At 68.9% G+C, this 22,797-nt stretch carries 22 protein-coding genes and 1 pseudogene; 10 read left to right on the forward strand and 13 right to left on the reverse strand.

Going from position 1 to position 22,797, the window contains the following annotated elements:
- Positions 1-45: 45 nt before the first annotated feature.
- The 3 genes from yjiA to GCU53_RS07890 form a co-directional block, all read right to left on the reverse strand.
- Positions 46-1,017 (reverse strand): GTPase, encoded by a 972-nt coding sequence (gene yjiA, locus GCU53_RS07880; protein WP_152387133.1) that lies wholly within the window; start codon positions 1,015-1,017, stop codon positions 46-48.
- A 113-nt stretch (positions 1,018-1,130) separates the two neighbouring features.
- Positions 1,131-1,334, reverse strand: coding sequence for a YbdD/YjiX family protein (locus tag GCU53_RS07885; protein WP_131299946.1), 204 nt, complete (start codon positions 1,332-1,334; stop codon positions 1,131-1,133).
- A gap of 54 nt (positions 1,335-1,388) precedes the next feature.
- Positions 1,389-3,446 (reverse strand): carbon starvation CstA family protein, encoded by a 2,058-nt coding sequence (locus tag GCU53_RS07890; RefSeq protein WP_152387134.1) that lies wholly within the window; start codon positions 3,444-3,446, stop codon positions 1,389-1,391.
- Between the two features lie 361 nt (positions 3,447-3,807).
- On the opposite strand from GCU53_RS07890, the gene GCU53_RS07895 reads away from it, so the two are divergent.
- Positions 3,808-5,157 (forward strand): cache domain-containing protein, encoded by a 1,350-nt coding sequence (locus GCU53_RS07895; protein WP_152387135.1) that lies wholly within the window; start codon positions 3,808-3,810, stop codon positions 5,155-5,157.
- Between the two features lie 38 nt (positions 5,158-5,195).
- Positions 5,196-5,822, forward strand: a complete 627-nt coding sequence (locus GCU53_RS07900) for a response regulator (RefSeq protein ID WP_152387136.1) — start codon at positions 5,196-5,198, stop codon at positions 5,820-5,822.
- A gap of 11 nt (positions 5,823-5,833) precedes the next feature.
- Here GCU53_RS07900 and GCU53_RS07905 read toward each other — a convergent pair whose 3' ends face one another.
- From GCU53_RS07905 to GCU53_RS07920, 4 genes and pseudogenes are all read right to left on the reverse strand, one after another.
- Complete coding sequence (locus GCU53_RS07905; RefSeq protein WP_152387137.1) at positions 5,834-6,295, reverse strand: methyltransferase family protein; 462 nt, start codon at positions 6,293-6,295, stop codon at positions 5,834-5,836.
- A 66-nt stretch (positions 6,296-6,361) separates the two neighbouring features.
- Entirely contained in the window at positions 6,362-7,723 is a 1,362-nt protein-coding gene (radA, locus tag GCU53_RS07910) for a DNA repair protein RadA (protein WP_152387138.1), read from the reverse strand.
- Positions 7,724-7,793: 70 nt separating this feature from the next.
- Complete coding sequence (locus GCU53_RS07915; protein ID WP_152387139.1) at positions 7,794-8,051, reverse strand: HP1242/YdcH family protein; 258 nt, start codon at positions 8,049-8,051, stop codon at positions 7,794-7,796.
- Between the two features lie 71 nt (positions 8,052-8,122).
- Positions 8,123-8,509 (reverse strand): annotated as a pseudogene (locus GCU53_RS07920) (ankyrin repeat domain-containing protein); the annotation flags it as partial.
- 196 nt (positions 8,510-8,705) lie between these two features.
- Between GCU53_RS07920 and GCU53_RS07925 the strand changes: the two are divergent.
- Positions 8,706-9,458, forward strand: a complete 753-nt coding sequence (locus tag GCU53_RS07925; RefSeq protein WP_152387140.1) for an EAL domain-containing protein — start codon at positions 8,706-8,708, stop codon at positions 9,456-9,458.
- 99 nt (positions 9,459-9,557) lie between these two features.
- A complete protein-coding gene (mscL, locus tag GCU53_RS07930; RefSeq protein ID WP_152387141.1) occupies positions 9,558-9,968 on the forward strand; it encodes a large-conductance mechanosensitive channel protein MscL in 411 nt (136 codons plus the stop codon).
- Here mscL and GCU53_RS07935 read toward each other — a convergent pair whose 3' ends face one another.
- Positions 9,969-10,451: a glutathione peroxidase gene (locus GCU53_RS07935; RefSeq protein ID WP_152387142.1), complete on the reverse strand. Its 483-nt coding sequence runs from the start codon at positions 10,449-10,451 to the stop codon at positions 9,969-9,971.
- A gap of 81 nt (positions 10,452-10,532) precedes the next feature.
- Complete coding sequence (locus GCU53_RS07940; protein ID WP_152387143.1) at positions 10,533-11,018, reverse strand: FKBP-type peptidyl-prolyl cis-trans isomerase; 486 nt, start codon at positions 11,016-11,018, stop codon at positions 10,533-10,535.
- Positions 11,019-11,032: 14 nt separating this feature from the next.
- On the opposite strand from GCU53_RS07940, the gene GCU53_RS07945 reads away from it, so the two are divergent.
- The 3 genes from GCU53_RS07945 to pta are packed head-to-tail and all read left to right on the forward strand — an operon-like array spanning position 11,033 to position 14,599.
- Entirely contained in the window at positions 11,033-11,311 is a 279-nt protein-coding gene (locus tag GCU53_RS07945; protein ID WP_152387144.1) for a DUF3565 domain-containing protein, read from the forward strand.
- A complete protein-coding gene (locus GCU53_RS07950) occupies positions 11,311-12,510 on the forward strand; it encodes an acetate kinase (protein WP_152387145.1) in 1,200 nt (399 codons plus the stop codon). The genes GCU53_RS07945 and GCU53_RS07950 overlap by 1 nt, the downstream gene beginning before the upstream one ends.
- A 13-nt stretch (positions 12,511-12,523) precedes the next feature.
- Positions 12,524-14,599 (forward strand): phosphate acetyltransferase, encoded by a 2,076-nt coding sequence (gene pta / locus GCU53_RS07955; RefSeq protein WP_152387146.1) that lies wholly within the window; start codon positions 12,524-12,526, stop codon positions 14,597-14,599.
- A gap of 53 nt (positions 14,600-14,652) precedes the next feature.
- Here the strand turns inward: pta and GCU53_RS07960 are convergent, their stop codons facing one another.
- From GCU53_RS07960 to GCU53_RS07970, 3 genes are all read right to left on the reverse strand, one after another.
- On the reverse strand, positions 14,653-15,348 hold the full coding sequence (locus GCU53_RS07960; RefSeq protein WP_152387147.1) for a YiaD family glycine zipper/OmpA-like lipoprotein: 696 nt from the start codon (positions 15,346-15,348) through the stop codon (positions 14,653-14,655).
- A 173-nt stretch (positions 15,349-15,521) separates the two neighbouring features.
- Positions 15,522-16,163, reverse strand: coding sequence for an MBL fold metallo-hydrolase (locus GCU53_RS07965; protein WP_152387148.1), 642 nt, complete (start codon positions 16,161-16,163; stop codon positions 15,522-15,524).
- Between the two features lie 135 nt (positions 16,164-16,298).
- Positions 16,299-17,009, reverse strand: a complete 711-nt coding sequence (locus GCU53_RS07970) for a murein L,D-transpeptidase catalytic domain family protein (protein WP_152387149.1) — start codon at positions 17,007-17,009, stop codon at positions 16,299-16,301.
- A gap of 147 nt (positions 17,010-17,156) precedes the next feature.
- On the opposite strand from GCU53_RS07970, the gene GCU53_RS07975 reads away from it, so the two are divergent.
- The gene (locus tag GCU53_RS07975; protein ID WP_208845455.1) at positions 17,157-18,806 is read left to right on the forward strand and encodes a L,D-transpeptidase family protein; all 1,650 of its coding nucleotides are present in this window, start codon (positions 17,157-17,159) and stop codon (positions 18,804-18,806) included.
- Here GCU53_RS07975 and GCU53_RS07980 read toward each other — a convergent pair.
- Positions 18,803-20,629, reverse strand: coding sequence for a DUF1302 domain-containing protein (locus tag GCU53_RS07980; RefSeq protein ID WP_152387150.1), 1,827 nt, complete (start codon positions 20,627-20,629; stop codon positions 18,803-18,805). The two genes, GCU53_RS07975 and GCU53_RS07980, sit on opposite strands and share 4 nt — an antisense overlap.
- 145 nt (positions 20,630-20,774) lie before the next feature.
- Between GCU53_RS07980 and GCU53_RS07985 the strand changes: the two genes are divergently transcribed.
- Complete coding sequence (locus GCU53_RS07985; protein WP_152387151.1) at positions 20,775-21,737, forward strand: 2-hydroxyacid dehydrogenase; 963 nt, start codon at positions 20,775-20,777, stop codon at positions 21,735-21,737.
- A gap of 47 nt (positions 21,738-21,784) precedes the next feature.
- Positions 21,785-22,786 (forward strand): class I SAM-dependent methyltransferase, encoded by a 1,002-nt coding sequence (locus tag GCU53_RS07990; RefSeq protein ID WP_152387152.1) that lies wholly within the window; start codon positions 21,785-21,787, stop codon positions 22,784-22,786.
- Positions 22,787-22,797: the final 11 nt, after the last annotated feature.

Raw genomic sequence — 22,797 nt, forward strand, 5'->3', positions numbered from 1 at the left:
GGCCCAACGTTCGGCGCAAAACTGTCCCCACCGAGGCGGCGCGGCTCAGTCCTGCACCTCGGCGAATCCCGCGCGGATTTCCTCTTCCGGCAGGTTGTCGCCGATGAACACCAGCACGCTCTCGCGCGTCTCGTCGGCGCCCCACTCCTCCGCCCAGTCGAAGCCGTAGAGGCGCAGCACGCCCTGGAACACCATGCGCCGCGGCTCGCCGGCCAGGCTCAGCACGCCCTTGTAGCGCAGCAGCGAGTTGCCGTAGCGCGCCAGCAGACCCTCCATGAACAGGCCGAGCCGCTCCAGGTCCAGCGCCTGCTCGGTGCGCAGCACCAGGGTGGCGATGCGGTCCTTGCTGGCGGCCGGAACGAGCGGGCGCAGGGTCAGGGCCTGGCCGAAGTCGGCGTTGAGGTTGAAGCCGCGCACATCGAGCAGCTCGCCCAGCTCGATGCGGCCGTGCTCGACGATGCGGATCGGCGCGCGACGGTTGATGCGCTGCAGGCGCTGGCTCAGCGCCTCGACCGCCTCGCTTGCCACCAAGTCGGTCTTGCTCAGCAGGATGCGGTCGGCGAAGCCGACCTGGGCCTGGGCGATGGCCTCCTGCAGGTGGCGCCCGGCATTGGCGGCATCCACCAGGGTGATGATGCCGTCGAGCACGTAGCGGTCGCACAGCTCGTCGTCGGCGAAGAAGGTCTGCGCCACCGGCGCCGGATCGGCCAGCCCGGTGCACTCGATGACCAGACGGTCGAAGGCCAGCTCGCCGGCGTCCAGACGCTCGAGCAAAAGAAACAGCGCCTTTTCCAGCTCGACATGGATCGAGCAGCAGACGCAGCCGTTGGCCAGGGTCATCAGCTCGACCGGTGCGGAGCCGAGCAACTGGCCGTCGATCGGCGTCTCGCTGAACTCGTTCTCGATCACCGCGATCTTCAGGCCGTGCTCGGCCTCGAGCAGGTACTGCAGCAGGGTGGTCTTGCCGGCGCCGAGAAAGCCGCTGAGCACGGTGACCGGGATGGGGGCTTGGGACATGAAGCGTTCCTCGAAACGAAACGCGCCACGGCGGAGCGTGGCGCGTGAATGCAATGCCAGGCGCAACGATCTGGCGTGGACAACGCTGCGCGGTTGTCCACCCTACGCCAAAGTCAGCAACAACGCACCGGCCGCCCCTTGCCGCCACCATAGCGGGCATCCTGGCGCTCGCGGAAGAAATCCTCGTAGCTCATCACCGGCTGGTCCGGATGCTTGCTCTGCATGTGCTCGACGTAGGTGTCGTAGTCGGGCATGCCGACCAGCATGCGGGCGGCCTGGCCGAGATACTTGCCCATGCGGCTGAGATCGTTGAACACGAAACCTCTCCTCTCTTGCTCAAGACCGGGCCCCCGAAGGAGCCCGGAGCTGGATCAGGCGCCGGGAATCGCCTGGAAGGGCGTTTCCTTGTCGGTGCGCTCCTCGACGACCCAGGCGGCACGGCCGACCTTCAGCGAGTAGAACAGGATGCTGAACACCACCACCAGGAACAGCACGCTGAGACCGGCATTGGTGTAGGCGTTCATGATCACGCTCTGCATCTGGCCGAGGTCCTTGGCCGGAGCCAGGATCTGGCCGGCCTCCAGCGCTGCGGTGTACTTGTTGGCCAGGGCGAGGAAGCCGACCGCCGGGTTCGGATCGAACAGCTTGATCAGGCTCGCCACCGTGGTGCAGATCAGCAGCCAGACAGCCGGCAGCAGGGTGACCCAGACGTAGCGCTGGCGCTTCATCTTGATCAATACCACGCTGCAGAGCATCAGGGCGATGCCGGCGAGCATCTGGTTGGAGATGCCGAACAGCGGCCACAGGGTGTTGATGCCGCCCAGCGGGTCGACCACGCCCTGGTACAGCAGATAGCCCCAGAGCGCCACGCAGCCGGCGGTGGCAATCACGTTGGCACCCCAGGAGTCGGTGCGGCGCAGGGCCGGCACGAAGTTGCCGAGCAGGTCCTGGAGCATGAAGCGCCCGGCGCGGGTGCCGGCGTCCACGGCGGTGAGGATGAACAGCGCCTCGAACAGAATGGCAAAGTGATACCAGAACGCCATGGAGGTCGCCCCCGGCAATACCTGATGAAGAATCTGCGCGATGCCCACGGCCAGGGTCGGCGCACCGCCGGCACGCGCCAGGATGGTGGTTTCACCGATGTCGCGGGCCACGCCCTCAAGCGCTTCGGGGGTGATGGCGAAGCCCCAGTTGCTGACCGCCGCCGCCACGCTGGCGGCATCGGCACCGACAATGGCCGGCGGGCTGTTCATGGCGAAGTACACGCCAGGCTCGATCACCGCGGCAGCGACCATGGCCATGATTGCCACCATCGACTCCATCAGCATGCCGCCGTAGCCGATGTAGCGGGCATGGGTCTCGCTGGCCAGCAGCTTGGGCGTGGTGCCGGAGGCGATCAGCGCATGAAAGCCGGATACCGCGCCGCAGGCGATGGTGATGAACAGGAAGGGGAACAGCGCGCCCTTCCACACCGGGCCGCTGCCGTCGATGAACTGGGTCACGGCCGGCATCTTCAGGTCGGGGTTGAGGATCACGATGCCGACCGCCAGGGCGGCGATGGTGCCGATCTTCAGAAAGGTCGACAGGTAGTCGCGCGGGGCGAGGATCAGCCACACCGGCAGCACTGCGGCGACGAAGCCGTAGCCGATCAGCATCCAGGTGATCTGCACGCCGCTGAAGGTGAACACCTCGCTCCAGTAGGGGTCGGTGGAAATCGCACCGCCCAGCCAGATCGAGCCCAGCAGCAGGACGATGCCGACCAGCGAGATCTCGCCGATGCGTCCCGGGCGGATGTAGCGCATGTACAGGCCCATGAACATGGCGATCGGGATGGTCGCGATCACCGTGAACATGCCCCACGGGCTGTGGGCCAGGGCCTTGACCACGATCAGCGCCAGCACCGCGAGGATGATGACCATGATCAGGAAGCAGCCGAACAGCGCGATGGTGCCGGGAATCCGGCCCATTTCCTCGCGCACCATGTCGCCCAGCGAGCGGGCGTTGCGGCGGGTGGAGATGCACAGGACCAGGAAGTCCTGCACCGCGCCGGCCAGCACCACCCCGGCGATCAGCCACAGGGTGCCGGGCAGGTAGCCCATCTGCGCGGCGAGCACCGGGCCGACCAGCGGGCCCGCGCCGGCGATGGCGGCGAAGTGATGGCCGAACAGCACGTGCTTGTTGGTCGGCACGAAGTCCAGGCCGTCGTTGTTGAGCACCGCCGGGGTGGCGCGGCGCGGATCGAGCTGCATCACCCGGGTGGCGATGAACAGGCTGTAGTAGCGGTAGGCGACCAGGTAGATGGCCGTCGCGGCGACCACGATCCACAGGGCGTTGATGGCTTCGCCTCGACGCAGGGCCACGACGCCCAGGGCGGCGGCGCCCAGCACCGCCAGGGCGAGCCAGGCGAGATGAGAGACCAGTCGGTTCATTGCGTTCTCCTGCCGCCGGCCGGGCGGCCCGCGGCGCCATTGTTGGAATTGTCGCGCTCCGGAGATGGAGCCTTGCTACTATCCCCACATCTCGCCGGCGCCGATATTCGCAGTGCTACTCAGGGCCACTACGTAGAACTACGCAGACGCGAAAAGGACGGCGTGCCACGCCCCACCCCCGGATGGCTCTGGCACGGCGCCTGGCGCCAGATGGCAGGCAGCCGGACGGCAGCGTCCGGCAGAAACGCTCCTGCCGAAAATCCTAGGACAGAATCGCCAGGCCCGGCGGCCTCCCCTTCCCGGCCCGCAACCTCCGCTGCGGGGAATCCCGGCGACAGCGCCGCGCTCCACGAGAAGACCCATGCAGCTCAAACACAAGATCGTCGCTCTCAGCATCCTGCCGCTGCTGCTGGCCGTGGCGCTGATCTGCGCCCTGGTCATCGTGCAGAACCAGCGGCTCGGGGAAGACCAGGCCCGGCTGATCGAGAACGCCATCCTGTCCAGCAAGCGGGCCGAGCTGAAGAACTACATGGCCATGGCGCTGAGCGTCATCGCCCCGCTGCAGGCCAGCGGCCAGGACGATGCCCGGGCCCGGCGGCAGGCGCTCGAGGCCCTGGCCAGGATCAGTTTCGGGCGGGACGGCTACTTCTTCGTCTACGACACCCGGGGCCGCAATCTGATGCATCCCCGCCAGGCCGAACTGGTCGGCCGCGACCTGTGGAACCTGACCGATCCCCACGGCCTGCCCGCCGTCCGGGCGCTGGTCGAGAGCGCCACCCACGGCGACGGCTTCCAGCGCTATGCCTGGCAGAAGCCCTCGACCGGCCAGGTGACCGACAAGCTGGCCTATGTGGTGATCCTCGAACCCTGGGGCTGGATGCTCGGTACCGGGATCTACCTCGAGGACGTGGAGCAGGCGACCCGCCAGGTCCGCGACGAGGTGGCCGGCGGCATACGCTCCACCATGCTCGCCATCGCCACCATCGCCCTGGTGGCGGTGCTGCTGGTCTTCGCCGGCGGCCTGACCCTGAGCGTCCGGGAACACCGGCTGGCCGACAGCAAGCTGCAGGCGCTCAACCGGCGCATCGTCCACCTGCAGGAAGAGGAGCGCTCGCGGGTTTCCCGGGAACTGCACGACGGCATCAGCCAGTTGCTGGTGTCGATCAAGTTCCAGTTCGAGCTGGCCGGCCATCAGTTGGAAGCGGGCCACGCCGCGGGTCTCGCGATCCTCGGCCAGGCCACCGAACGCCTGGGCAGCGCCATCGGCGAGATCCGCCGCATCTCCCACGACCTGCGCCCCTCGCTGCTCGACACCCTGGGCCTGCCGGCCGCCATCGGCCAACTGGCGACCGAGTTCGAGCAGCGCTGCGCCCTGGGCGTCGTCTACCGCAACGGCCTGCCCGACGCCCGGCTGCCCGACGAAGTGGCGGTGGCGCTGTTCCGCATCGTCCAGGAGGCGCTGACCAACATCGAACGCCACGCCCGGGCCGGCAGCGTCCTCATCGATCTCGAGCCCTGCGTGAACGGCGTGCAGCTGCTGGTGCAGGACGACGGCATCGGCTTCGATCCGCAGACCATCGAGCACCTGCAGGACGGCATCGGCCTGCGCAACATCCGCGAACGGGTCGAGCACCTCGGCGGTCGCTTCAGCCTATCGTCCAGCACGGGCCGGACCGGGATACGTGTAATATTGCCCGTGCCGACCGCCTGAGGCCGGCACGTCGCCCACCCAATAAGAAGAGTTGCAGCATGAATTCCGGCAACCCGATCCGGATCGTCCTGGTCGACGATCATGCACTGGTACGCGAGGGCATCCGTGCCTTGCTGGCGGTCATGCCGCGAATCGAGGTGGTGGGCGAGGCGGAAAGCGCCGTCGAGGCGCTCGAACTGCTCGCCCGGGTGCCGGCGGATCTGCTGCTGCTCGACATCGGCCTGAAGGACACCAACGGCCTGGAGCTGACCCGCACCCTGGGCCGGCAGTACCCGGACCTCAAGGTGCTGATCCTCAGCATGTATGACAACACCGAATACGTGCGCACCGCGATCCGCGCCGGGGCCTGCGGCTATGTGCTGAAGGACGCCTCGTCCCGGGAGATCGTCGCCGCCATCGAGGCCATCGCCGCCGGCGGCAGCTTCTACAGCTCGGAAATCGCCCGCAAGCTCGCCGAGCGAAGCGCGGAGCCCCACAACCTGACGCCACGGGAGTGCCAGATCCTGCAGATGCTCGCCCAGGGGCTGGACAGCAAGGCCATGGCCCGCGAACTCGACATCAGCGTGCGCACGGTGGAGACCCATCGCCTGAGCATCCGCCGCAAGCTGAACATCGACGGCTCGGCGGCGCTGATCAAGTACGCCCTGAGCGCCTCCCTGCTCTGAGCGGGGCCCTGTCAGATCCAGCGCCTCACCCGCGCCCGGTAGGCGCGATAGGCGTCGCCGAAGAGCTCGGTCAGCAACGCCTCCTCATGGCGGATCACCGTGCGGCTCATGAAGACGATCAGCACCGGCAGCAGCAGCCAGGGCCAGAGGCTGGCCAGGAGCAGGGCGATGCCGGCGTAGACCAGGGTATCGGCCAGGTAGATGGGGTTGCGCGAGAAGCGGAACGGCCCCTCCTCGAGCAGCTTCGCCGGCGTGCCGTAGGGATTGACGGTGGTGCGCTGGCGGATCATCTGCAGCGCGCTCCAGAGCATCAGCACCAGGCCGGCGTCGATCAGGCCCCAGCCGGCCCAGTAGGTCCAGTCGTTGGACGGCAGTGCTATCGGCAGCAGGGCATCCAGGCCCCAGGCGAGGCCGATGAAGAGCAGATAGATGAGCGGCGGCGGCAGGATGCGGGGGATCGGGCGGCTGGACATGGCGGCACTCCTTGGCGAAAAAGGCCGATTGTAGCGCCCGCCGCTGACGGAGCCGACGCCCGGCACTCACTCGAACAGTGCATCCAGCGCCTGCTCCAGGCGCGTCACCGCGACCACCGCCAGCCCGTCCGGGGCCTCCTTGGGCGTGTTGCCCCTGGGCACGATGGCGCGCTTGAAACCGTGCTTGGCAGCCTCCTTGAGGCGCTCCTGGCCGCTCGGCACCGGACGGATCTCGCCGGACAGGCCGATCTCGCCGAACACCAGGAGATCGTGGGGCAAGGGCCGGTTGCGCAGGCTGGAGATCACCGCGGCGAGCAACGCCAGATCCGAGGCGGTCTCCAGCACCTTGACCCCGCCGACCACGTTGAGGAACACGTCCTGGTCGTAGGTGGGAATGCCGCCGTGGCGGTGCAGCACGGCCAGCAGCATGGCCAGGCGGTTCTGGTCCAGGCCCAGGGTCACGCGCCGCGGGTTGGCCAGGTGGCTGTTGTCGACCAGCGCCTGCACCTCGACCAGCATCGGCCGCGAACCCTCCCAGGTGGCCATCACCACGCTGCCGGGCACCGCCTCCTGGGCGCGGGTGAGGAAGATCGCCGAGGGGTTGGAGACCTCCTTCAGGCCCTTGTCGGTCATGCCGAACACACCCAGCTCGTTGACCGCGCCGAAACGGTTCTTCACCGCCCGCAAGAGGCGCAGGCGGCCGTCGGACTCGCCCTCGAAATACAGCACGGTGTCGACCATGTGCTCGAGCACCCGGGGGCCGGCCAGCGCGCCCTCCTTGGTGACGTGGCCGACCAGGAACACCGCGGTGCCGCTCTGCTTGGCGAAGCGCACCAAGAGCGCCGCGCTCTCGCGCACCTGGGCGACGCCGCCGGGCGCCGACTGCAGCTGCTCGGTGAAGATGGTCTGGATCGAGTCGATCACCATCACCTTGGGCTTTTCCAGGCGGGCGGTGGCGATGATCGCCTCGATGCAGGTCTCGGTCATCACCTTGAGCTTGTCCTGCGGCAGGTCCAGGCGGCGGGCACGCATCGCCACCTGCTGCTGGGACTCCTCGCCGGTGACGTAGAGCGCCGGGAAGCGTTCGGCGACGTTGCACAGGGTCTGCAGGAGGATGGTCGACTTGCCGATGCCGGGGTCGCCGCCGATCAGCACCACCGAGCCGTCCACCAGGCCGCCGCCGAGCACCCGGTCGAGCTCCTTCGAGGCAGTGGAGAAGCGCGGCACCTCCTCGACGCTGACCTCCGCCAGGGTCCTGACGTTGGCCTGCTGGCCGGCCCAGCCGCCGCGACCGTTCGGCGTCGCCGCGCCCTCCAGCAGGGTTTCCACCAGGGTGTTCCAGGCGCCGCACTCGCCGCACTGGCCGGCCCATTTGGGGAAGGTGGCGCCGCACTCGGTGCAGCCGTACATGCGCTTGGCCTTGGCCATGGGAACTCCGCTCCGGGAAAAGCCCGCATGATAGCGGCCGGGCGCAGGCCTGTGCGCGACGCTCGACGAGTCAGCTTCCGCTGTTGTCGAGTGCCTTTCGGAGCTGGCGGGCGATATCGTCCTTCATCACCACCCGCTCCTGCTTCAACGCTTGCAGCTGCAGGTCGTCCAGGTTCTCCGTACCGCCCTCGACACGGCAGATGCGCTTGTCCAGCGCCTCGTACTCCTCGACCAGGCGGGAAAAGTTGGGGCTCGTCTGCCGCAGACGCTGCAGCGTCTCGGTCTGGTCCGGGAAATCCTTGCTCAGGGGGTGGGGATCGACGTACATGAAGCGTTCCTCCTGTGGTGGCGGGGCCGGACCTCTTCACCTTAGCAGCCGGCAACCGCAGCTGCCGGCGCTCAGGGCGAGCGGATCTCCCCGCGCGCCAGGTTCTCCACCGTGTTGCCGAACGCATCGCTGGCCGTCAGGTTGGCACCGCGCTCGCGCAGCGCCTCGAGCAGCTCCCGGCGCTGGAACAGCGCGGCGTACATGGCCGGGGTCTGGCCGGCGGCATTGCGCTGGTCCGGATCGCATTCGGTCGCCAGCAGGCGCCTGGCGATGCGCAGCTCGCCCTTGAAGATCGCCCCCATCAGCGCGGTGTTGCCATGCCGGTCCTGGCCACAGGCATCGGTGCCGGCGCCGGCGGCGAGCAGCTGCGCCACCGTCTCGATTCGCCCGTGATAGGCGGCCAGGATCAGCGCCGTGTGGCCCTATTCGTTGGCCATGCCGAGGTCGTAGCCGCGGAACAGCTCCCCGGCCTGCTTGAAGTTCTGCTCGCGACGGATCCTCTTCTGCTCGGTAATGTATTCATCTGCCTCATAGAAAAGCTTTCCTGGCCCTGGCGAGGCTGTCGCTGCAAGCCGGGCGTGCCTGAAAGTCCGGATGACAGCCAAGGTGAAATCTGCTTTCGTGCCTCATCGAACCCTTCCGAGTCATTCGCCGATGCCTGACACCCCATCGCCCTGCCACGCCTGCCAGACCGCCCCGGACTCCACTCCCGCCCTGAGCATGGCCTTCCAGCCGATCGTCGACCTGCCGAAGCGCCGCATCTTCGCCCACGAGGCACTGGTGCGCGGTGCCGACGGCAGCGGCGCGGGCAGCCTGCTGGCGCAGGTCGATGCGGAGAACCGCTACCGCTTCGACCAGCAGTGCCGGGTCAAGGCCGTGGAATGGGGAGCGGCCCTGGCCGTACCGGGATTCCTGTCGATCAACTTCATGCCCAATGCCGTCTATCGCGCGGAAACCTGCCTCCGCGCCACCCTGGAAGCCGCGCGGCGCTGCCATTTCCCGCTGGAGCGGATCATCTTCGAGGTCACCGAGCAGGAACAGGAGCTCGACCTCGACCCCCTGATCGGCATCCTGCGCGCCTATCGCCAGCAGGGTTTTCGCACCGCCATCGACGACTTCGGCGCCGGCTACGCCGGGCTCAACCTGCTGGCCGACTTCCAGCCGGACCTGATCAAGCTGGACATGGCGCTGATTCGCGACATCGACCGCGACAGCGTGCGCCAGGTCCTGGTCGAGGGTCTGCTCGCGATCAGCCGGCGCCTGGGGATCACGGTGATCGCCGAGGGCGTGGAGACGCCGGGCGAACTCGAGGCCCTGCGCGGTCTGGGGATCGAGCTGTTCCAGGGCTACCTGTTCGCCAGACCGGCCTTCGAGGCCCTGCCGCCAGTCCGCTTTCCGGACGTCTGAGGGACGCCGGCCGGGTTTTCAGCGACCGGCGCGCTGCGGGAAATAACCGATGACACGCCCTAGACTGCGAGCCAGGTCATCTCAACGAGGAGCGCTTGCATGGGCATGCTCAGCGAATTCAAGGCCTTCGCCGTCAAGGGCAACGTGGTCGACATGGCGGTGGGGATCATCATCGGCGCGGCCTTCGGCAAGATCGTCTCGTCCTTCGTCGGGGACTTGATCATGCCGCCGCTCGGCCTGCTGATCGGCGGAGTGGACTTCTCCGACCTGGCCATCACCCTCAAGCAGGCCCGGGGCGATGCGCCCGCGGTGGTGCTGGCCTACGGCCGGTTCCTCCAGACGGTGATCGACTTTGTGATCATCGCCTTCGCCATCTTCATCGGCGTCAAGGCACTCAACAAGCTCAAGCGCAAGGAGGCGGCGGCGCCGAGCCTGCCGCCGGCACCGACCCGCGACCAGCAGCTGCTCGAGGAGATCCGCAACCTGCTCAAGGCGCAGAACCGCTCCTGATCAGCCGAGGGCCTTCTCGATCGCCTGCAGCAGCGCCGGGGCGTCCGGCGCGGTGCGCGGCGAGAAGCGCGCCAGCACGCGGCCGTCGCGGCCCACCAGGAACTTCTCGAAATTCCAGGTGATGTCGCCGGGGAACTCGGCGTCCTCCCCCGCCAGCAAGCGGTACAGGGGGTGGCGCTCGGGACCGTTGACCTCGAGCTTGGCCGCCAGGGGGAAGGTCACACCGTAATTGAGGGTGCAGAACTCGCGGATCTGCGCCTCATCGCCCGGCTCCTGAGCGGCGAACTGGTTGCACGGCAGGCCGAGCACGCTGAAACCACGGTCGCGGTACTGCAGCTGGAGCCTCTCCAGGCTCGCGTACTGAGGCGTCAGGCCGCATTTCGAGGCGACGTTGACCACCAGCACCACCTTGTCGCGGAACTGCGCCAGCGGCAGGTCCTGGCTGTCCAGTCCGCGCAAGGCCAGATCATGGAACGCACTCATCTCTCGACTCCCCTGCTTGCCAAGAGAAAAGGCGCCAAACGGCGCCCTTTCGAGGTGTCACGCACGGCCGGCGGGCCGGCTTCAGTGGTGGTGGCCACCCTCGCCATGGATATGGCCGTGGGCGATTTCCTCCGGATGGGCTTCGCGCACGCCGACCACCTTGACCTGGAAGTTCAGGCGCTGACCGGCCAGGGGGTGGTTGCCGTCGACGGTCACGTCGTCGCCTTCCAGGTGGCGGATGGTGACGATCTGCATGCCGCCGTCCGGCGCGGAGGCGTGGAACTGCATGCCCACCGCCAGCTCGTCGACGCCTTCGAACATGGCGCGGTTGAGGGTGGCGACCAGCTCGGGGCTGTACTCGCCGTAGGCCTCTTCCGGCTCGATGGAAACCTTCAGCTCGTCCCCGGCCTGCTTGCCTTCCAGCGCCTTCTCCAGGCCGACGATGATGTTTCCGGCCCCATGCAGATAGACCAGCGGCGCACCGCCGGCAGAACTGTCGATCACCTCACCGGCATCGTTGGTCAGGGTATAGTCGATGGAGACAGCCTTGTTGGCGGCGATCAGCATGAGCGAACAACCTTTTGCAAAAGAAGAATGAAGTTCCCAGTGTAACCGTCACCTCGCGGGAAAGCGAACCGGGCGAGGACGAGCGGGCCGGGACGCCGCGCCTGACCGGCTTCCGCCAGGACGCGGACGGCCACTGGGTGGCGCTGCTGTCCTGCGGGCATACCCAGCATCTGCGTCACCAGCCGCCCTGGCAGAACCGCCCTTGGGTACTCAATCCGGAACATCGCCGGCGCCTCATCGGTCAACCCTTTTCCTGCGGCTGGTGCCGGAAGGAACGATCCCGGGAGGACTGATGGCCACACGCAACATACTGGTGCTCAACTGCGGCAGCTCGTCGCTCAAGTTCGCCCTGATCAGCCAGGCCCACGCCATGCCCCTGCTCGCCGGCCAGGCCGAGCGCCTGAACAGCCCGCAGGCGCTGCTGCACTGCTGGCAGGCCGCGAGCATCCGCCACCAGCGCGAGCTGCCCGGCGCCGACCACCGCGCCGCGCTCGAAGCGCTGTTGCCGCTGGTCGAGGAGGCCTGCGAGGGCCGCCTGCACGGCATCGGCCACCGGGTGGTGCACGGCGGCGAGCAATTCACCCAATCCTGTCTGATCGACGCGCGGGCGCTCGCGGCGATCCGCGCCATGGTGCCGCTGGCGCCGCTGCACAACCCGCAGAACCTGCTCGGCATCGAGACGGCCATGCAGCTGTTCCCCGGCCTGCCGCAGGTCGCGGTGTTCGATACCGCCTTCCACCAGAGCATGCCCGAGCACGCCTTTCGCTACGCCATTCCGGACTACCTCTACCGCGAGCATGGCGTGCGCCGCTACGGCTTCCACGGCACCAGCCACCACTACGTCGGCCGGCGCGCCGCGGAGCTCGCCGGCCTGTCCCCCGGCGACAGCAGCTGGCTGAGCGCACACCTGGGCAACGGCTGCTCGACCTGCGCCATCGTCGACGGCCAGAGCCGCGACACCAGCATGGGCCTGACCCCGCTGGAAGGCCTGGTTATGGGCACCCGCAGCGGCGACGTCGACCCCAACCTGTATGGCCACCTGGCCCGCGTGCTGGGCTGGAGCCTCGAGGAGATCGACCACCTGCTGAACAGCGAGAGCGGCCTGCTCGGCCTGTCCGGGCTTTCCAACGACATGCGCAGCCTGGAGCAGGCGCGTGCCCGGGGCCACCGCCCGGCGACCCTGGCCATCGAGGTGTTCTGCTACCGCCTGGCCAAATCGCTGGCCGCGCTGTCCTGCGCCCTGCCGCGCCTGGACGGGGTGATCTTCACCGGCGGCATCGGCGAGAACTCGCCGCTGGTGCGCGCCAGGACCGTCGGCCATCTGGGGCTGCTCGGCCTGGCGGTCGACAAGGCCGCGAACGCCCGCTGCGTCGGCGGCGTCAGCGGCGCGATCAACGCCCCCGGCCATCCGCGCCTGCTGGTGATCCCCACCAGCGAGGAGCGGCAGATTGCCCTGGACACCCTGGCGCTGCTCGACTCCCCCACTTCCTGACAAGGACAGCCCCATGCAGACCTTCCTGATCGCCCCCAGCGGCTACGGCGTCGGCCTCACCTCGGCCAGCCTCGGCCTGGTCCGCGCCCTGGAGCGGCGCGGCCTGAAAGTCGCCTTCTTCAAGCCGGTCGCCCAGCCGCACCCCGGCGATAGCGGTCCGGAGCGCTCCACCGCGTTGATCGCCCGCACCCACCATCTGAACCCGCCGCAGCCTCTATCGCTGGCCCAGGTGGAGCGGCGCCTCGGCGACGGCCAGTTGGATGAGTTGCTGGAGGACATCGTCGGTCGTCTGCAGCAGCTCGAGAACGGCCACGACGTGCTGATCGTCGAGGGCCTGGTGCCGAGCCCACAGGTCGGCTACGCCATACGCCTCAACGGGCATCTGGCACGCAGCCTGAACGCCGACGTCGTCCTGGTCTCCACGCCGGCCGAGGAAAGCCTCGAAGAGCTGCGCGACCGCCTGGAGATCCAGGCCCGCCTGCTCGGCGCCGGCCAGGACACGCCAGTCGCCGGGGCGATCCTCAACAAGGTGCGCCCCGGGCCTTTGGCCGAGCGCCTGTGCCAGCCCGAACCGCTCGGCAAGACCCTGCGCCTGCTCGGCTGCGTGCCCTGGCACGACACGCTGAACACCCCGCGCACCAGCGACATCGCCGACCTGCTCGGCGCGCGCCTGCTCAACCCCGGCGACTACCGCCAGCGCCGGGTACAGCACAGCCTGCTGTGCGCCGCCGCCGCGCCGAGCCTGCTGCCGCGCTTCAGGCCGGGCACCCTGTTGCTGGTGCCCGGCGACCGCCACGACGTGATCCTCGCCGCTGGCCTGGCCAGCCGCAACGGCATGGCGCTGGCCGGGCTGCTGCTGTGCGGCGAACTGCCCGCCGATGAGCGGGTGCTCGAGCTGTGCCGCCTGGCCATGGCCGACGGCCTGCCGGTGCTCGCCGTGGAGCGCGCCCCCGAGGAAACCCTGCACGAACTGGAGCGGCTGAACCGGGAGATCCCCCTCGACGACCAGGAGCGCGCCGAACGGATCAGCGACTACGTGGCCAGTCACCTCGACCACGCCTGGTTCGCCCGGCGCTGCGGCACGCCCCGCGAGCCGCGCCTGTCGCCGCCGGCGTTCCGCTACCAGCTGGTCAGGCGGGCCAGGGCGGCGAACCGGCGCATCGTCCTGCCGGAAGGCAGCGAGCCGCGCACCGTGCAGGCCGCGGCAATCTGCCAGCAGCGCGGCATCGCCCGCTGCGTGCTGCTGGCCAGACCCGAGGAGGTGCAGACGGTGGCCCGGGCGCAAGGTATCGAATTGCCCGCCGGCCTGGAGATCGTCGATCCCGAGCGGGTCCGCGAGCGCTATGTCGAGCCGATGGTCGAGCGGCGCCGGCACAAGGGCCTGAGCGCCCCGGCGGCACGCGCCCAGCTGGAGGACAACGTGGTGCTCGGCACCATGATGCTGGCCCTGGACGAGGTCGACGGGCTGGTTTCCGGCGCCGTGCACACCACCGCCAACACCATCCGCCCGGCCCTGCAGCTGATCAAGACCGCACCGGGCTGCCGTCTGGTGTCCTCGGTGTTCTTCATGCTGCTGCCCGACCAGGTGCTGGTCTACGGCGACTGCGCGGTGAATCCCGACCCGAGCGCCGAGGAGCTGGCCGACATCGCCCTGCAGAGCGCGGCCTCGGCCCAGGCCTTCGGTATCCCGCCGCGGGTGGCGATGATCAGCTATTCCACCGGTGCCTCCGGCGAGGGCGTCGACGTGGAGAAGGTCCGCGAGGCCACCCGCCTGGCCCGCCTGGCGCGCCCGGACCTGCCGATCGACGGCCCGCTGCAGTACGACGCCGCGGCGATCGCCGCGGTCGCCCGGCAGAAGGCCCCGGACAGCCCGGTGGCCGGCCGCGCCACGGTATTCGTGTTCCCCGACCTGAACACCGGCAACACCACCTACAAGGCGGTGCAGCGCAGCGCCAACTGCGTCAGCGTCGGCCCCATGCTGCAGGGCCTGCGCAAGCCGGTGAACGACCTTTCCCGCGGTGCGCTGGTCGACGACATCGTCTTCACCATCGCCCTCACCGCGATCCAGGCCGAAACCGCCGCCGGCTGAAAACGAAGAAGCCCGGCATCGCCGGGCTCCCGTACTGCACAAAGCTTCTCGGCTTACGGCTGCTGGGCGGCACCCGGCAGCGGCCGCAGGTTGATCTCCACACGGCGGTTCTGCGAACGGCCGGACTCGGTGGCATTGCTGGCCACCGGCATGTCCGGGCCGACGCCACGGGTGGAGACCCGCGCACCATTGACGCCCTGAGCGACCAGGTAGTTGGCCACGCTCTGCGCACGGCGCTGCGACAGGCTCAGGTTGTTCTGGTAGGAACCGGTGCTGTCGGTGTGACCGACGATCTCGATGCTGTTCTGGTCGTACTGCTTGAAGGAAGTCGCCAGGTCGTTCAGCGGGGTGTAGAAGTTGCTGGCGATCTCCGCCGAGCCGGTGGCGAAGGTGATGTTGCCGGGCATGATCAGCTTGATGTCGTCGCCCTGGCGCTGAACCTCGACGCCGGTGCCGGCCATCTGCTGGCGCAGCTGGGCTTCCTGCTTGTCCGCGTAGTAGCCATAGCCGGCACCGGCGGCACCGGCCACCGCCGCGCCGATCAGGGCGCCCTTGCCGCGGTTGTCGTGGTCGATCAGCGCACCGGCAGCAGCACCGGCCAGCGCACCGAGGCCGCCGTACTTGGCGGTGCGGCTCATGCCGCTCTGCTCCCCGGTCTGGGTCTGATTCTGGTAGGGATTGTTGGAAGCGCAACCGGCCAGCAGCGCCATGGCAGTTGCGGCAATCAACAGGCGAGACGGAGTAAACATGCAGTACTGCTCCTCAGAGATTCATCAGCCCCTTGAAAAAGGGAGGGTGATTGGAACATGAACACGGCGGGAAATTCCCTACACAATCCGCAGGGTTCCAAAAAGGAAGTCTACCCGCTATCCACGGGGCGTGCCGTGCCTCGTCCAGGCCGAACACAGGCTGCCCGGCGCCTTCAGGCCCGGACGAAGGGATTCTCCCGCATCTCGTCGCCCAGGCAGGTATCGGGGCCGTGGCCGGTGACCACCGTGGCCTCCTCGTCCAGCGTGTAGAGCCGCTCCCTGATCGAGCGCTTGAGGGCAGCGGCATCGCCTCCCCACAGGTCGGTGCGGCCGACGCTGCGATGGAACAGGGTATCGCCGGCGATCAGCAGCCTGGCCTCGGCGAACCAGAAGCTCATCGAGCCGGGCGTATGTCCAGGCGTGTGCAGCGCGACGCCGCAGCCGCAGGCCAGTTCCTCGTCGTCGCTCAGCCACTGGTCGGGCGCCGGCACCGGGGTGTAGGGTACGCCGAACATGCGACACTGCATCTCCAGGTTGTCCCAGAGGAACTGGTCGTCCTGATGCAGGTGCAGGGTCGCGCCGGTCAGCTCCTTCAACTGGCCGGCGGCGAGGAAGTGATCGAGGTGGGCATGGGTGTGGACGATGCTGACCACCTTCAGCCCGTGCCGCTGCAGGCGCGCCAGGATCAGCTCCGGGTTGCCGCCCGGATCGACGACGATGGCCTTCTTGCTGACGGGATCGCCGATGATGGTGCAGTTGCACTGCAGGGGACCGACGGGGAAGGTTTCGCGGATCAGGGCGGTGGGTGCGGTCATTGGCGGGGGCTCCGGAAGCGTCGATGCGCCATCTTGGCACACTGCGCAGCAAGTGTGCGCATCCGGACCGGGGCTCGCATAACGCACAGCGCGCCCCGGTCCGTGCGCCCCGTCTCGCAAGGGACGCAGGCGGCTTCAGCCATCCACTCCCGCCGTCGAGGCCAGGATGGCGGCGACCCGCTCCGGCCGGCAGTTGAGGTAGAGGGACGAGGCCAGCCACTTCTGGTCGGGATAGTAGGAAAACATGAACTGCCCGCCCTTGAGACTGTCGACCACCATGCGCGCCACTTCCGGGCGCACCGCCGGGCAGCCGTGGCTGCGCCCGAGGCGGCCTTCGCGGGCGATCCAGGTCGGGCTCACGTAGTGGGCGGCATGGATGACGATGGCCCGCTCGCGCGCCCGGTCGTTGATGCCCGGCTCCAGACCGTCCATGCGCAGCGAGTAGCCGTGCTGCCCCTCGTAGCTTTCCTGGGTGCGGAACAGGCCGATGCTCGACTGATGGCTGCCCTCGATGTTGGAGAAGCGCGTGGCGTAGTTCTCGCCGGACTTCTGCCCATGGGCGACGAAGTCTTCCAGCAGCAGCCGCCTGCGCTCCAGATCGAAGATCCACAGGCGGCGCTGGGACGACGGCAGGGAGAAGTCGATCACCGCCAGACGCTGGGCCGGCGCCGAACCATTGTTGATGGCGCACTGCATGGCCGCCAGGGCGCTGTCGAGCACCTTGCGGTTCAGTTTCGGAGCAGCTCTGGACAGGCTGTCGAGCAGGGAATGGGGGGCCGGTGCCGCGTGGACGGATACGGCGAAGCCCGCCACCGCCAGAATGAGCAGCCGGAAGAGAGTGGACATGAAAAACGCGCCTCGTCTGGGTTGGGTGGCGCACGATCGGAACGCCCTTTGCCCCGCCGGGCAATTGGGTTGATCATGGATGCCACATGATTGCAGTCTAGCCGGCAACCTGCGATCCGAATGTCCTGCAGGCTTGGGAGCCAGCCATTGTATAAAAAGTGCACAGCCCTGTTAACCACTCTGCTCCTGGCAGCCCAGCTCGCCCAGGCCGCCCCGGACACCCCGGGCATCCCGCTGCCGGGCGACGAGGCGCTCCACCAGCAGCTGGCGCAGCCATCGCTCGGCTGCGTCTCTCCGGCCGTCGAACTCGACGCCTTCGCCCTGGAGGCGCTGTCGGCCTTCTATCGCCAGCTCGGCTACCAGCGCGTCTGGGCGGTCGACGCCCGCCTGGAAAAGCTGCTCGGGCAGCTCGCCCAACTGGTCGACGACGGCCTGGAGCCGGCCAACTACCAGCTCGCCAGCCTACGCCGACTGGCCGGCAGCCCGGCCAGCCATCCCAAGAGCAGCGCCTGCACCGACGTCCTGGCCACCCACGCCTACCTGCAAGCCTTGCGCCATCTCGCCTATGGCCAGCTGGACCAGGCCCGGGTCGAGCCGCTCTGGCGCTCGCCGAACAGCCGCGCACCGGCATCGCCCACCCTGTTTCCTGCCGTTGCCGTGACCCAGCTGGACGATCTGCCCGCCGCCTTCGCCGCGGCCCGTCCGGACTTCGAACCCTACCGGGCGCTGCGCCACGCCTACGCGGAGCTGCGCCGCAATCCGTCGCGCAGCTGGCGGCGCGTGCCGGAAGGCGACCTGCTGCGCCCAGGCATGACGGACGAGCGCGTGCCATTGCTCGAACAGCGCCTGACCGCCGAAGGCTATCTGACCGAGCCGGCCCGCCCCGGCAGCGACCGCCAACGCTACACGCCGCAGCTGGTGGAGGCCGTGAAGCGCTTCCAGGCCCGGCATTTCCTCGACGACGACGGCGTCGTCGGCCCGGCCACCCTGGCGGAACTGAACGTCACGCCCGCCGAGCGTCAGGAACAGGTCCGCGCCAACCTCGAGCGCTTCCGCTGGCTCGCCCGGGAGATGGAGCCGACCCTGCTGCTGGTGGATGTCGCCGGTGCCCAGCTGACCCTATTCCGCGACCAACAGCCACGCTGGCAGACGCGCACCCAGGTCGGGCGCCCTGCCCGGCCCACGCCGCTGCTCAAGTCGCAGGTCACCCACCTGACCCTGAATCCGACCTGGACCATACCGCCGACCATCCTGCGCGAGGACAAGCTGCCGCAGATCCAGCGCAACATCGGCTTTCTGGCCAGCCAGAACCTCAAGGTGATCGACTACCAGGGCAACGAGGTCAACCCGCACAGCGTCGACTGGCACAACCCCAGCGGCATCATGCTTCGCCAGGACCCCGGCCCGCACAACCCGCTCGGGCGGATCGCCATCCGCTTTCCCAACCCCTTCGCCGTGTACCTGCACGACACGCCGAGCCAGCACCTGTTCGCCAAGGAGACGCGCACCCTGAGCTCCGGTTGCGTCCGTGTGGAACGGGCGATGCAACTCACCGACCTGCTGCTGGAGGGCGCCAATCCGGCCGAGCGCCAGCGTTTCGAGGAAATCCTCGCCAGCGGCAAGACTCGCAACCTGAACCTGCCCCGGCCGGTGCCGATCCTGCTGGCCTACTGGACCGCCCAGGTCGACGACGGCGGCCAGCTGACCTTTCGCCCGGACATCTACGGGTACGACGCGAAGATCATCGCCGCGCTGAAGGCCCCCGCGCTGGGCGGCGAGCATCCGCCTGCCGGCTAGAAGCGCACGCCGAGGCTCAGCAGCAGGTAGTCGCGATCCACCTGGGTGCTGTACTCGCCGCCGAAGAAGTCGGTATAGGACAGCCCGGCGCTGTAGGTGTCGAGGTAGTCGACATCCAGGTTGAGGCCGAGCGCCTTGCGGCCCTCCACGAAATTGCCCTCCGGACCGGGGGAATAGCCGTCCACGTCGTGGGACCAGGCGATCCCCGGCTCGAGGTCCAGGCCCGGCAGGACGTCGCGGTACGCCCAGGTCGCCCGCAGCCGGTAGCCCCAGGAGTCGCGGGTGGTGAAGCCGTCGCTCTCGCAGTAGCGACCGAGGTTCTTCTGCGAGCGGCCGGCCAGGGTGGCGGTGTTCTGCGCCTGGCAGGCGCCGTCCGGCAGGGGGCCGGCGCCGAACACCGGGTCGCGGCCGTAACGCAGCTTGTCCGCCCCCTCCAGACCGCCGACGTGGGTCCAGCCGACCTCCCCTTCCAGGGTCAGGCGACTGGCACCCATCACCGCATCGAGTTCCTGGGTGAAGCCGGTCTGCAGCTGGATGATCTCCTTGCGCCGGTAGCCGCGGATCTCCTGGCCCGGGCGTGCCTGCTGGAGCGCCGCGCTGGGGTCCAGCGGAGTCAGGGTGGCACCGAGAAGATCGTTGATGTTGAGCTGCACCGGGGCGTTCGGCCGGTAGCTCAACTCGCCGCGCCAGCGGGTTCCGATCGGCAGCGTGGTAGCGAAGCTCAGGCCGAACAGGCGGATGTCTTCGGGGTATTCAACGAAGTAGCGCGCATTGCCGGCCGCCGCCAGCGGCAGCAGCGCCGGCGGCAGGTTCGCGGCGAATGCCGCCGGGCCGGCGGCGCCGGTGCTGAAGATCGCCGCGCGGCTGTGATAGTTCATGAAGTAGGCGCCGAACTCGGTGTCCAGCGGCACGGCGAAATAGCGCAGGGCGATCCCCCACTGGCCGCCGTCGCGGGCATTGCGGTCGCCGCCGCGGCGCACCAGCACGCCTTCGTCGGGTGCAGTCCAGGCGACGCCCTCGGCCTCGAGCGCGGCGATGTCGGCGGCGCTCAGGGCGCCAGCCCGGCTGAGCATCGCCAGGTTGCGGTCGCAGCCGTCGGCCAGCATGTCCGCCTGGGAAAAGAAGGTGCCGCAGTTGTCGCTCAGGCTCTGGTCCCAGGCCAGTTGGTAGAAGGCCTCTACCGTGAAGGCATCGTTCAGGCTCTGGGCGAGGTGCAGCAGGGCGACCGGCAGCCGCCCCTCGCGGACCTCGGCGACGGAGCGGTGGAAGGTCTGCGCATCCAGAGGATTGATCGCATCGATGCCGCCCTGCAGGAACAGGCCCTCGCCCCAGTTCACCACCTGCCGGCCGAGGCGCAGCGAACCCGGCAGATCGCCGACGAGGTAGTTGCGGTAGACGAAGGCATCGAGCAGCCGGGCACCCGAGGCGCGCACGCCCTCCTTGCGGTTGCCGTCGTCGATGTCCTTGAACAGTCGCTGCTCGTCCTTCAGCTCGACGTCGTACCAGTAGTCGCCGCGCAGGAAAATGCCGCTATCGCCGCGCTTGAGCTCCAGACCGTGCACGCCGCGCAGGCGCTTGGCGAAGGTTTCGCCGCGCTTGAAGTTGCGCCGGCCGTCGTCGGAGATCGGCGACAGACCACGTCCACCGTCGGCGCCGATCAGGTCCTTGTCCGTCCTGGCCGTCGACCAGGCCGTCTCCAGCGTCAGGCTGGAATCGAGCTGCCCCTCGATCGGGCCGATATTGAAGCTCACGGCGCCGGCCGGCGCCGCCAGCGAGACGACGAAGACGGCGGCCATGCACCGGAGGACGGGAAAGGATGGCATCGAGGCAACTCCAGGGAGCGGCAGGCAAAGCGCCTATTGTCCCTGCCTCCCCCGGGCTGCCGCCAGCCCGAAGCGCCCTTCGCGCCGAACGGAGCCCTCTGTTAGGCTCCCCGCTTGCCCCACTCCCCCAGCCAAGGAAACTTCGATGAACGCACGTCGCGCCGTATTTCTCGACCATGCTTCTCTCGATCTCGGCGATCTCGATCTCGCCCCGCTGCGCCAGGCCTTCGACGAACTCGTGCTGCACGACGCCAGCAGCGCCGGCGAGGCAGCCGGGCGGCTGCGCGGCGCGCAGGTGGCAATCGCCAACAAGGTACCGCTCGGCGCGGAAACCTTCGCCACCTGCCCCGACCTGAAGCTGGTGCTGGTCGCCGCCACCGGCACCAACAACGTCGACCTCGCCGCCGCCCGGGCGCATGGCGTGGCGGTGTGCAACTGCCAGGGCTACGGCACGCCCTCGGTGGCCCAGCACACCCTGATGCTGCTGCTCGCCCTGGCCACCCGCCTGCCCGACTACCAGGCGGCGATCCGCGCCGGGCGCTGGCAGCAGGCGACGCAGTTCTGCCTGCTGGACTTCCCCATCGTCGAGCTGGAAGGCAAGACCCTCTGCCTGCTCGGCCACGGCGAACTGGGCAGCGCCGTCGCCCGGCTGGCCGAAGCCTTCGGCATGCGCGTGCTGCTCGGTCAGCTGCCAGGCCGCCCCGAGCGCGCCGACCGCCTGCCGCTGGCCGAACTGCTGCCGCAGGTCGATGCCCTGACCCTGCACTGTCCGCTGACCGAGCAGACCCGCAACCTGATCGGCGCCGAGCAGCTGCAGGCGATGAAGCCCGGCGCCTTCCTGATCAACACCGGCCGCGGCGGACTGGTCGACGAACAGGCGCTGGCCGATGCCCTGCGCCACGGCCAGCTGGGCGGCGCAGCCTGCGACGTGCTCAGCGAGGAGCCGCCGCGCCACGGCAATCCGCTGCTGGCGCCGGACATCCCGCGGCTGATCCTCACCCCGCACAGCGCCTGGGGCAGCCGCGAGGCGCGCCAGCGCATCGTCGGCCAGTTGGCGGAAAACGCCCTGGCCTATTTTGCCGGCACGCCGAAGCGCCGGGTCGCCTGAGTCGCCAGCCCCTCTGCTAAGCTGCGGGCTTTTTCCGAGGATGTTCCATGGACCCGCGTAGCGAAGTGCTGTTGCGCCAGGCCGCGCTGTTCGGCGGCGATCTGCTGCTGGCCGGCCTGCCCGCCGACGACCTGCTCGGCCGGTTGCCTGCCGCCCACGGCTGGAGCTGGCACGCCGGGGAGCATGCCGCCCTGACCGCGCGCTTCGCCGGCCGCTGCCAGTTCGGTACCGCCCCCGGCGAGCGGCCCTTCGCCGCCGCCGTACTGTTCCTGCCCAAGTCCACCGAGCTGGCCCGCTACCTGCTCGACGCTCTCGCCGCCCGTCTGCCCGGCGCCGAGCTGTACCTGGTGGGGGAAAAGCGCGGCGGCATCGAGAGCGCCGCCCGCCAGCTGCAGGCCTTCGGCCAGCCGCGCAAGCTGGACAGCGCCCGCCACTGCCAGCTGTGGCAAGTGACGGTGGAACAGGCGCCGCCGCCTCCCGTGCAGGAGGAGCTCGCCCAGCGCTACCGGCTCGAGCTGGCCGACGGTGCGCTCGAGGTGGTCAGCCTGCCCGGGGTGTTCAGCCACGGCCGCCTCGACCGCGGCAGCGCCCTGCTCCTCGAGCACCTCGACGGGCTGCCGCCGGGGGATTTGCTTGACTTCGGCTGCGGCGCCGGCGTGCTCGGCGCGGCGCTCAAGCGGCGCTATCCGCAGAGCCGGGTGAGCCTGCTGGACGTGGACGCCTTCGCCCTGGCCAGCAGCCGCCTGACCCTGGCGGCCAACGGCCTGGAAGCGGAGCTGATCGCCGGCGGCGGCATCCAGGCCGCCCCTGGCGAACTGGCGGCGATCGTCAGCAACCCGCCCTTCCACCAGGGCGTGCACACCGACTACCAGGCCACCGAGACGCTGCTGCGCGAAGCCGCCCGGCACCTGCGTCCCGGCGGCGAGCTGCGCCTGGTCGCCAACAGCTTCCTCAAGTATCCGCCGCTGATCGAGCGCCACCTCGGCCCCTGCCAGGTACTGGCCGAGGCCCACGGCTTTCGTGTCTACCGCGCCGGACGGGAGCGCTGAACTTGCCCGCC

This window comes from Azotobacter salinestris (assembly GCF_009363155.1).
Lineage (GTDB): Bacteria > Pseudomonadota > Gammaproteobacteria > Pseudomonadales > Pseudomonadaceae > Azotobacter > Azotobacter salinestris.

What these genes read in the sequence shown, in the direction of transcription:
- GCU53_RS07895 (WP_152387135.1), top strand. Translation starts at nt 3,808, where the DNA reads ATGCAGCTCAAACACAAGATCGTCGCTCTCAGCATCCTGCCGCTGCTG.
- pta (WP_152387146.1), top strand. Translation starts at nt 12,524, where the DNA reads ATGCAGACCTTCCTGATCGCCCCCAGCGGCTACGGCGTCGGCCTCACC.
- mscL (WP_152387141.1), top strand. Translation starts at nt 9,558, where the DNA reads ATGGGCATGCTCAGCGAATTCAAGGCCTTCGCCGTCAAGGGCAACGTG.
- yjiA (WP_152387133.1), bottom strand. Translation starts at nt 1,017, where the DNA reads ATGTCCCAAGCCCCCATCCCGGTCACCGTGCTCAGCGGCTTTCTCGGC.
- GCU53_RS07890 (WP_152387134.1), bottom strand. Translation starts at nt 3,446, where the DNA reads ATGAACCGACTGGTCTCTCATCTCGCCTGGCTCGCCCTGGCGGTGCTG.
- GCU53_RS07985 (WP_152387151.1), top strand. Translation starts at nt 20,775, where the DNA reads ATGAACGCACGTCGCGCCGTATTTCTCGACCATGCTTCTCTCGATCTC.
- radA (WP_152387138.1), bottom strand. Translation starts at nt 7,723, where the DNA reads ATGGCCAAGGCCAAGCGCATGTACGGCTGCACCGAGTGCGGCGCCACC.
- GCU53_RS07965 (WP_152387148.1), bottom strand. Translation starts at nt 16,163, where the DNA reads ATGACCGCACCCACCGCCCTGATCCGCGAAACCTTCCCCGTCGGTCCC.
- GCU53_RS07970 (WP_152387149.1), bottom strand. Translation starts at nt 17,009, where the DNA reads ATGTCCACTCTCTTCCGGCTGCTCATTCTGGCGGTGGCGGGCTTCGCC.
- GCU53_RS07915 (WP_152387139.1), bottom strand. Translation starts at nt 8,051, where the DNA reads ATGTACGTCGATCCCCACCCCCTGAGCAAGGATTTCCCGGACCAGACC.
- GCU53_RS07925 (WP_152387140.1), top strand. Translation starts at nt 8,706, where the DNA reads ATGCCTGACACCCCATCGCCCTGCCACGCCTGCCAGACCGCCCCGGAC.
- GCU53_RS07950 (WP_152387145.1), top strand. Translation starts at nt 11,311, where the DNA reads ATGGCCACACGCAACATACTGGTGCTCAACTGCGGCAGCTCGTCGCTC.
- GCU53_RS07940 (WP_152387143.1), bottom strand. Translation starts at nt 11,018, where the DNA reads ATGCTGATCGCCGCCAACAAGGCTGTCTCCATCGACTATACCCTGACC.
- GCU53_RS07980 (WP_152387150.1), bottom strand. Translation starts at nt 20,629, where the DNA reads ATGCCATCCTTTCCCGTCCTCCGGTGCATGGCCGCCGTCTTCGTCGTC.
- GCU53_RS07905 (WP_152387137.1), bottom strand. Translation starts at nt 6,295, where the DNA reads ATGTCCAGCCGCCCGATCCCCCGCATCCTGCCGCCGCCGCTCATCTAT.
- GCU53_RS07990 (WP_152387152.1), top strand. Translation starts at nt 21,785, where the DNA reads ATGGACCCGCGTAGCGAAGTGCTGTTGCGCCAGGCCGCGCTGTTCGGC.
- GCU53_RS07900 (WP_152387136.1), top strand. Translation starts at nt 5,196, where the DNA reads ATGAATTCCGGCAACCCGATCCGGATCGTCCTGGTCGACGATCATGCA.
- GCU53_RS07960 (WP_152387147.1), bottom strand. Translation starts at nt 15,348, where the DNA reads ATGTTTACTCCGTCTCGCCTGTTGATTGCCGCAACTGCCATGGCGCTG.
- GCU53_RS07935 (WP_152387142.1), bottom strand. Translation starts at nt 10,451, where the DNA reads ATGAGTGCGTTCCATGATCTGGCCTTGCGCGGACTGGACAGCCAGGAC.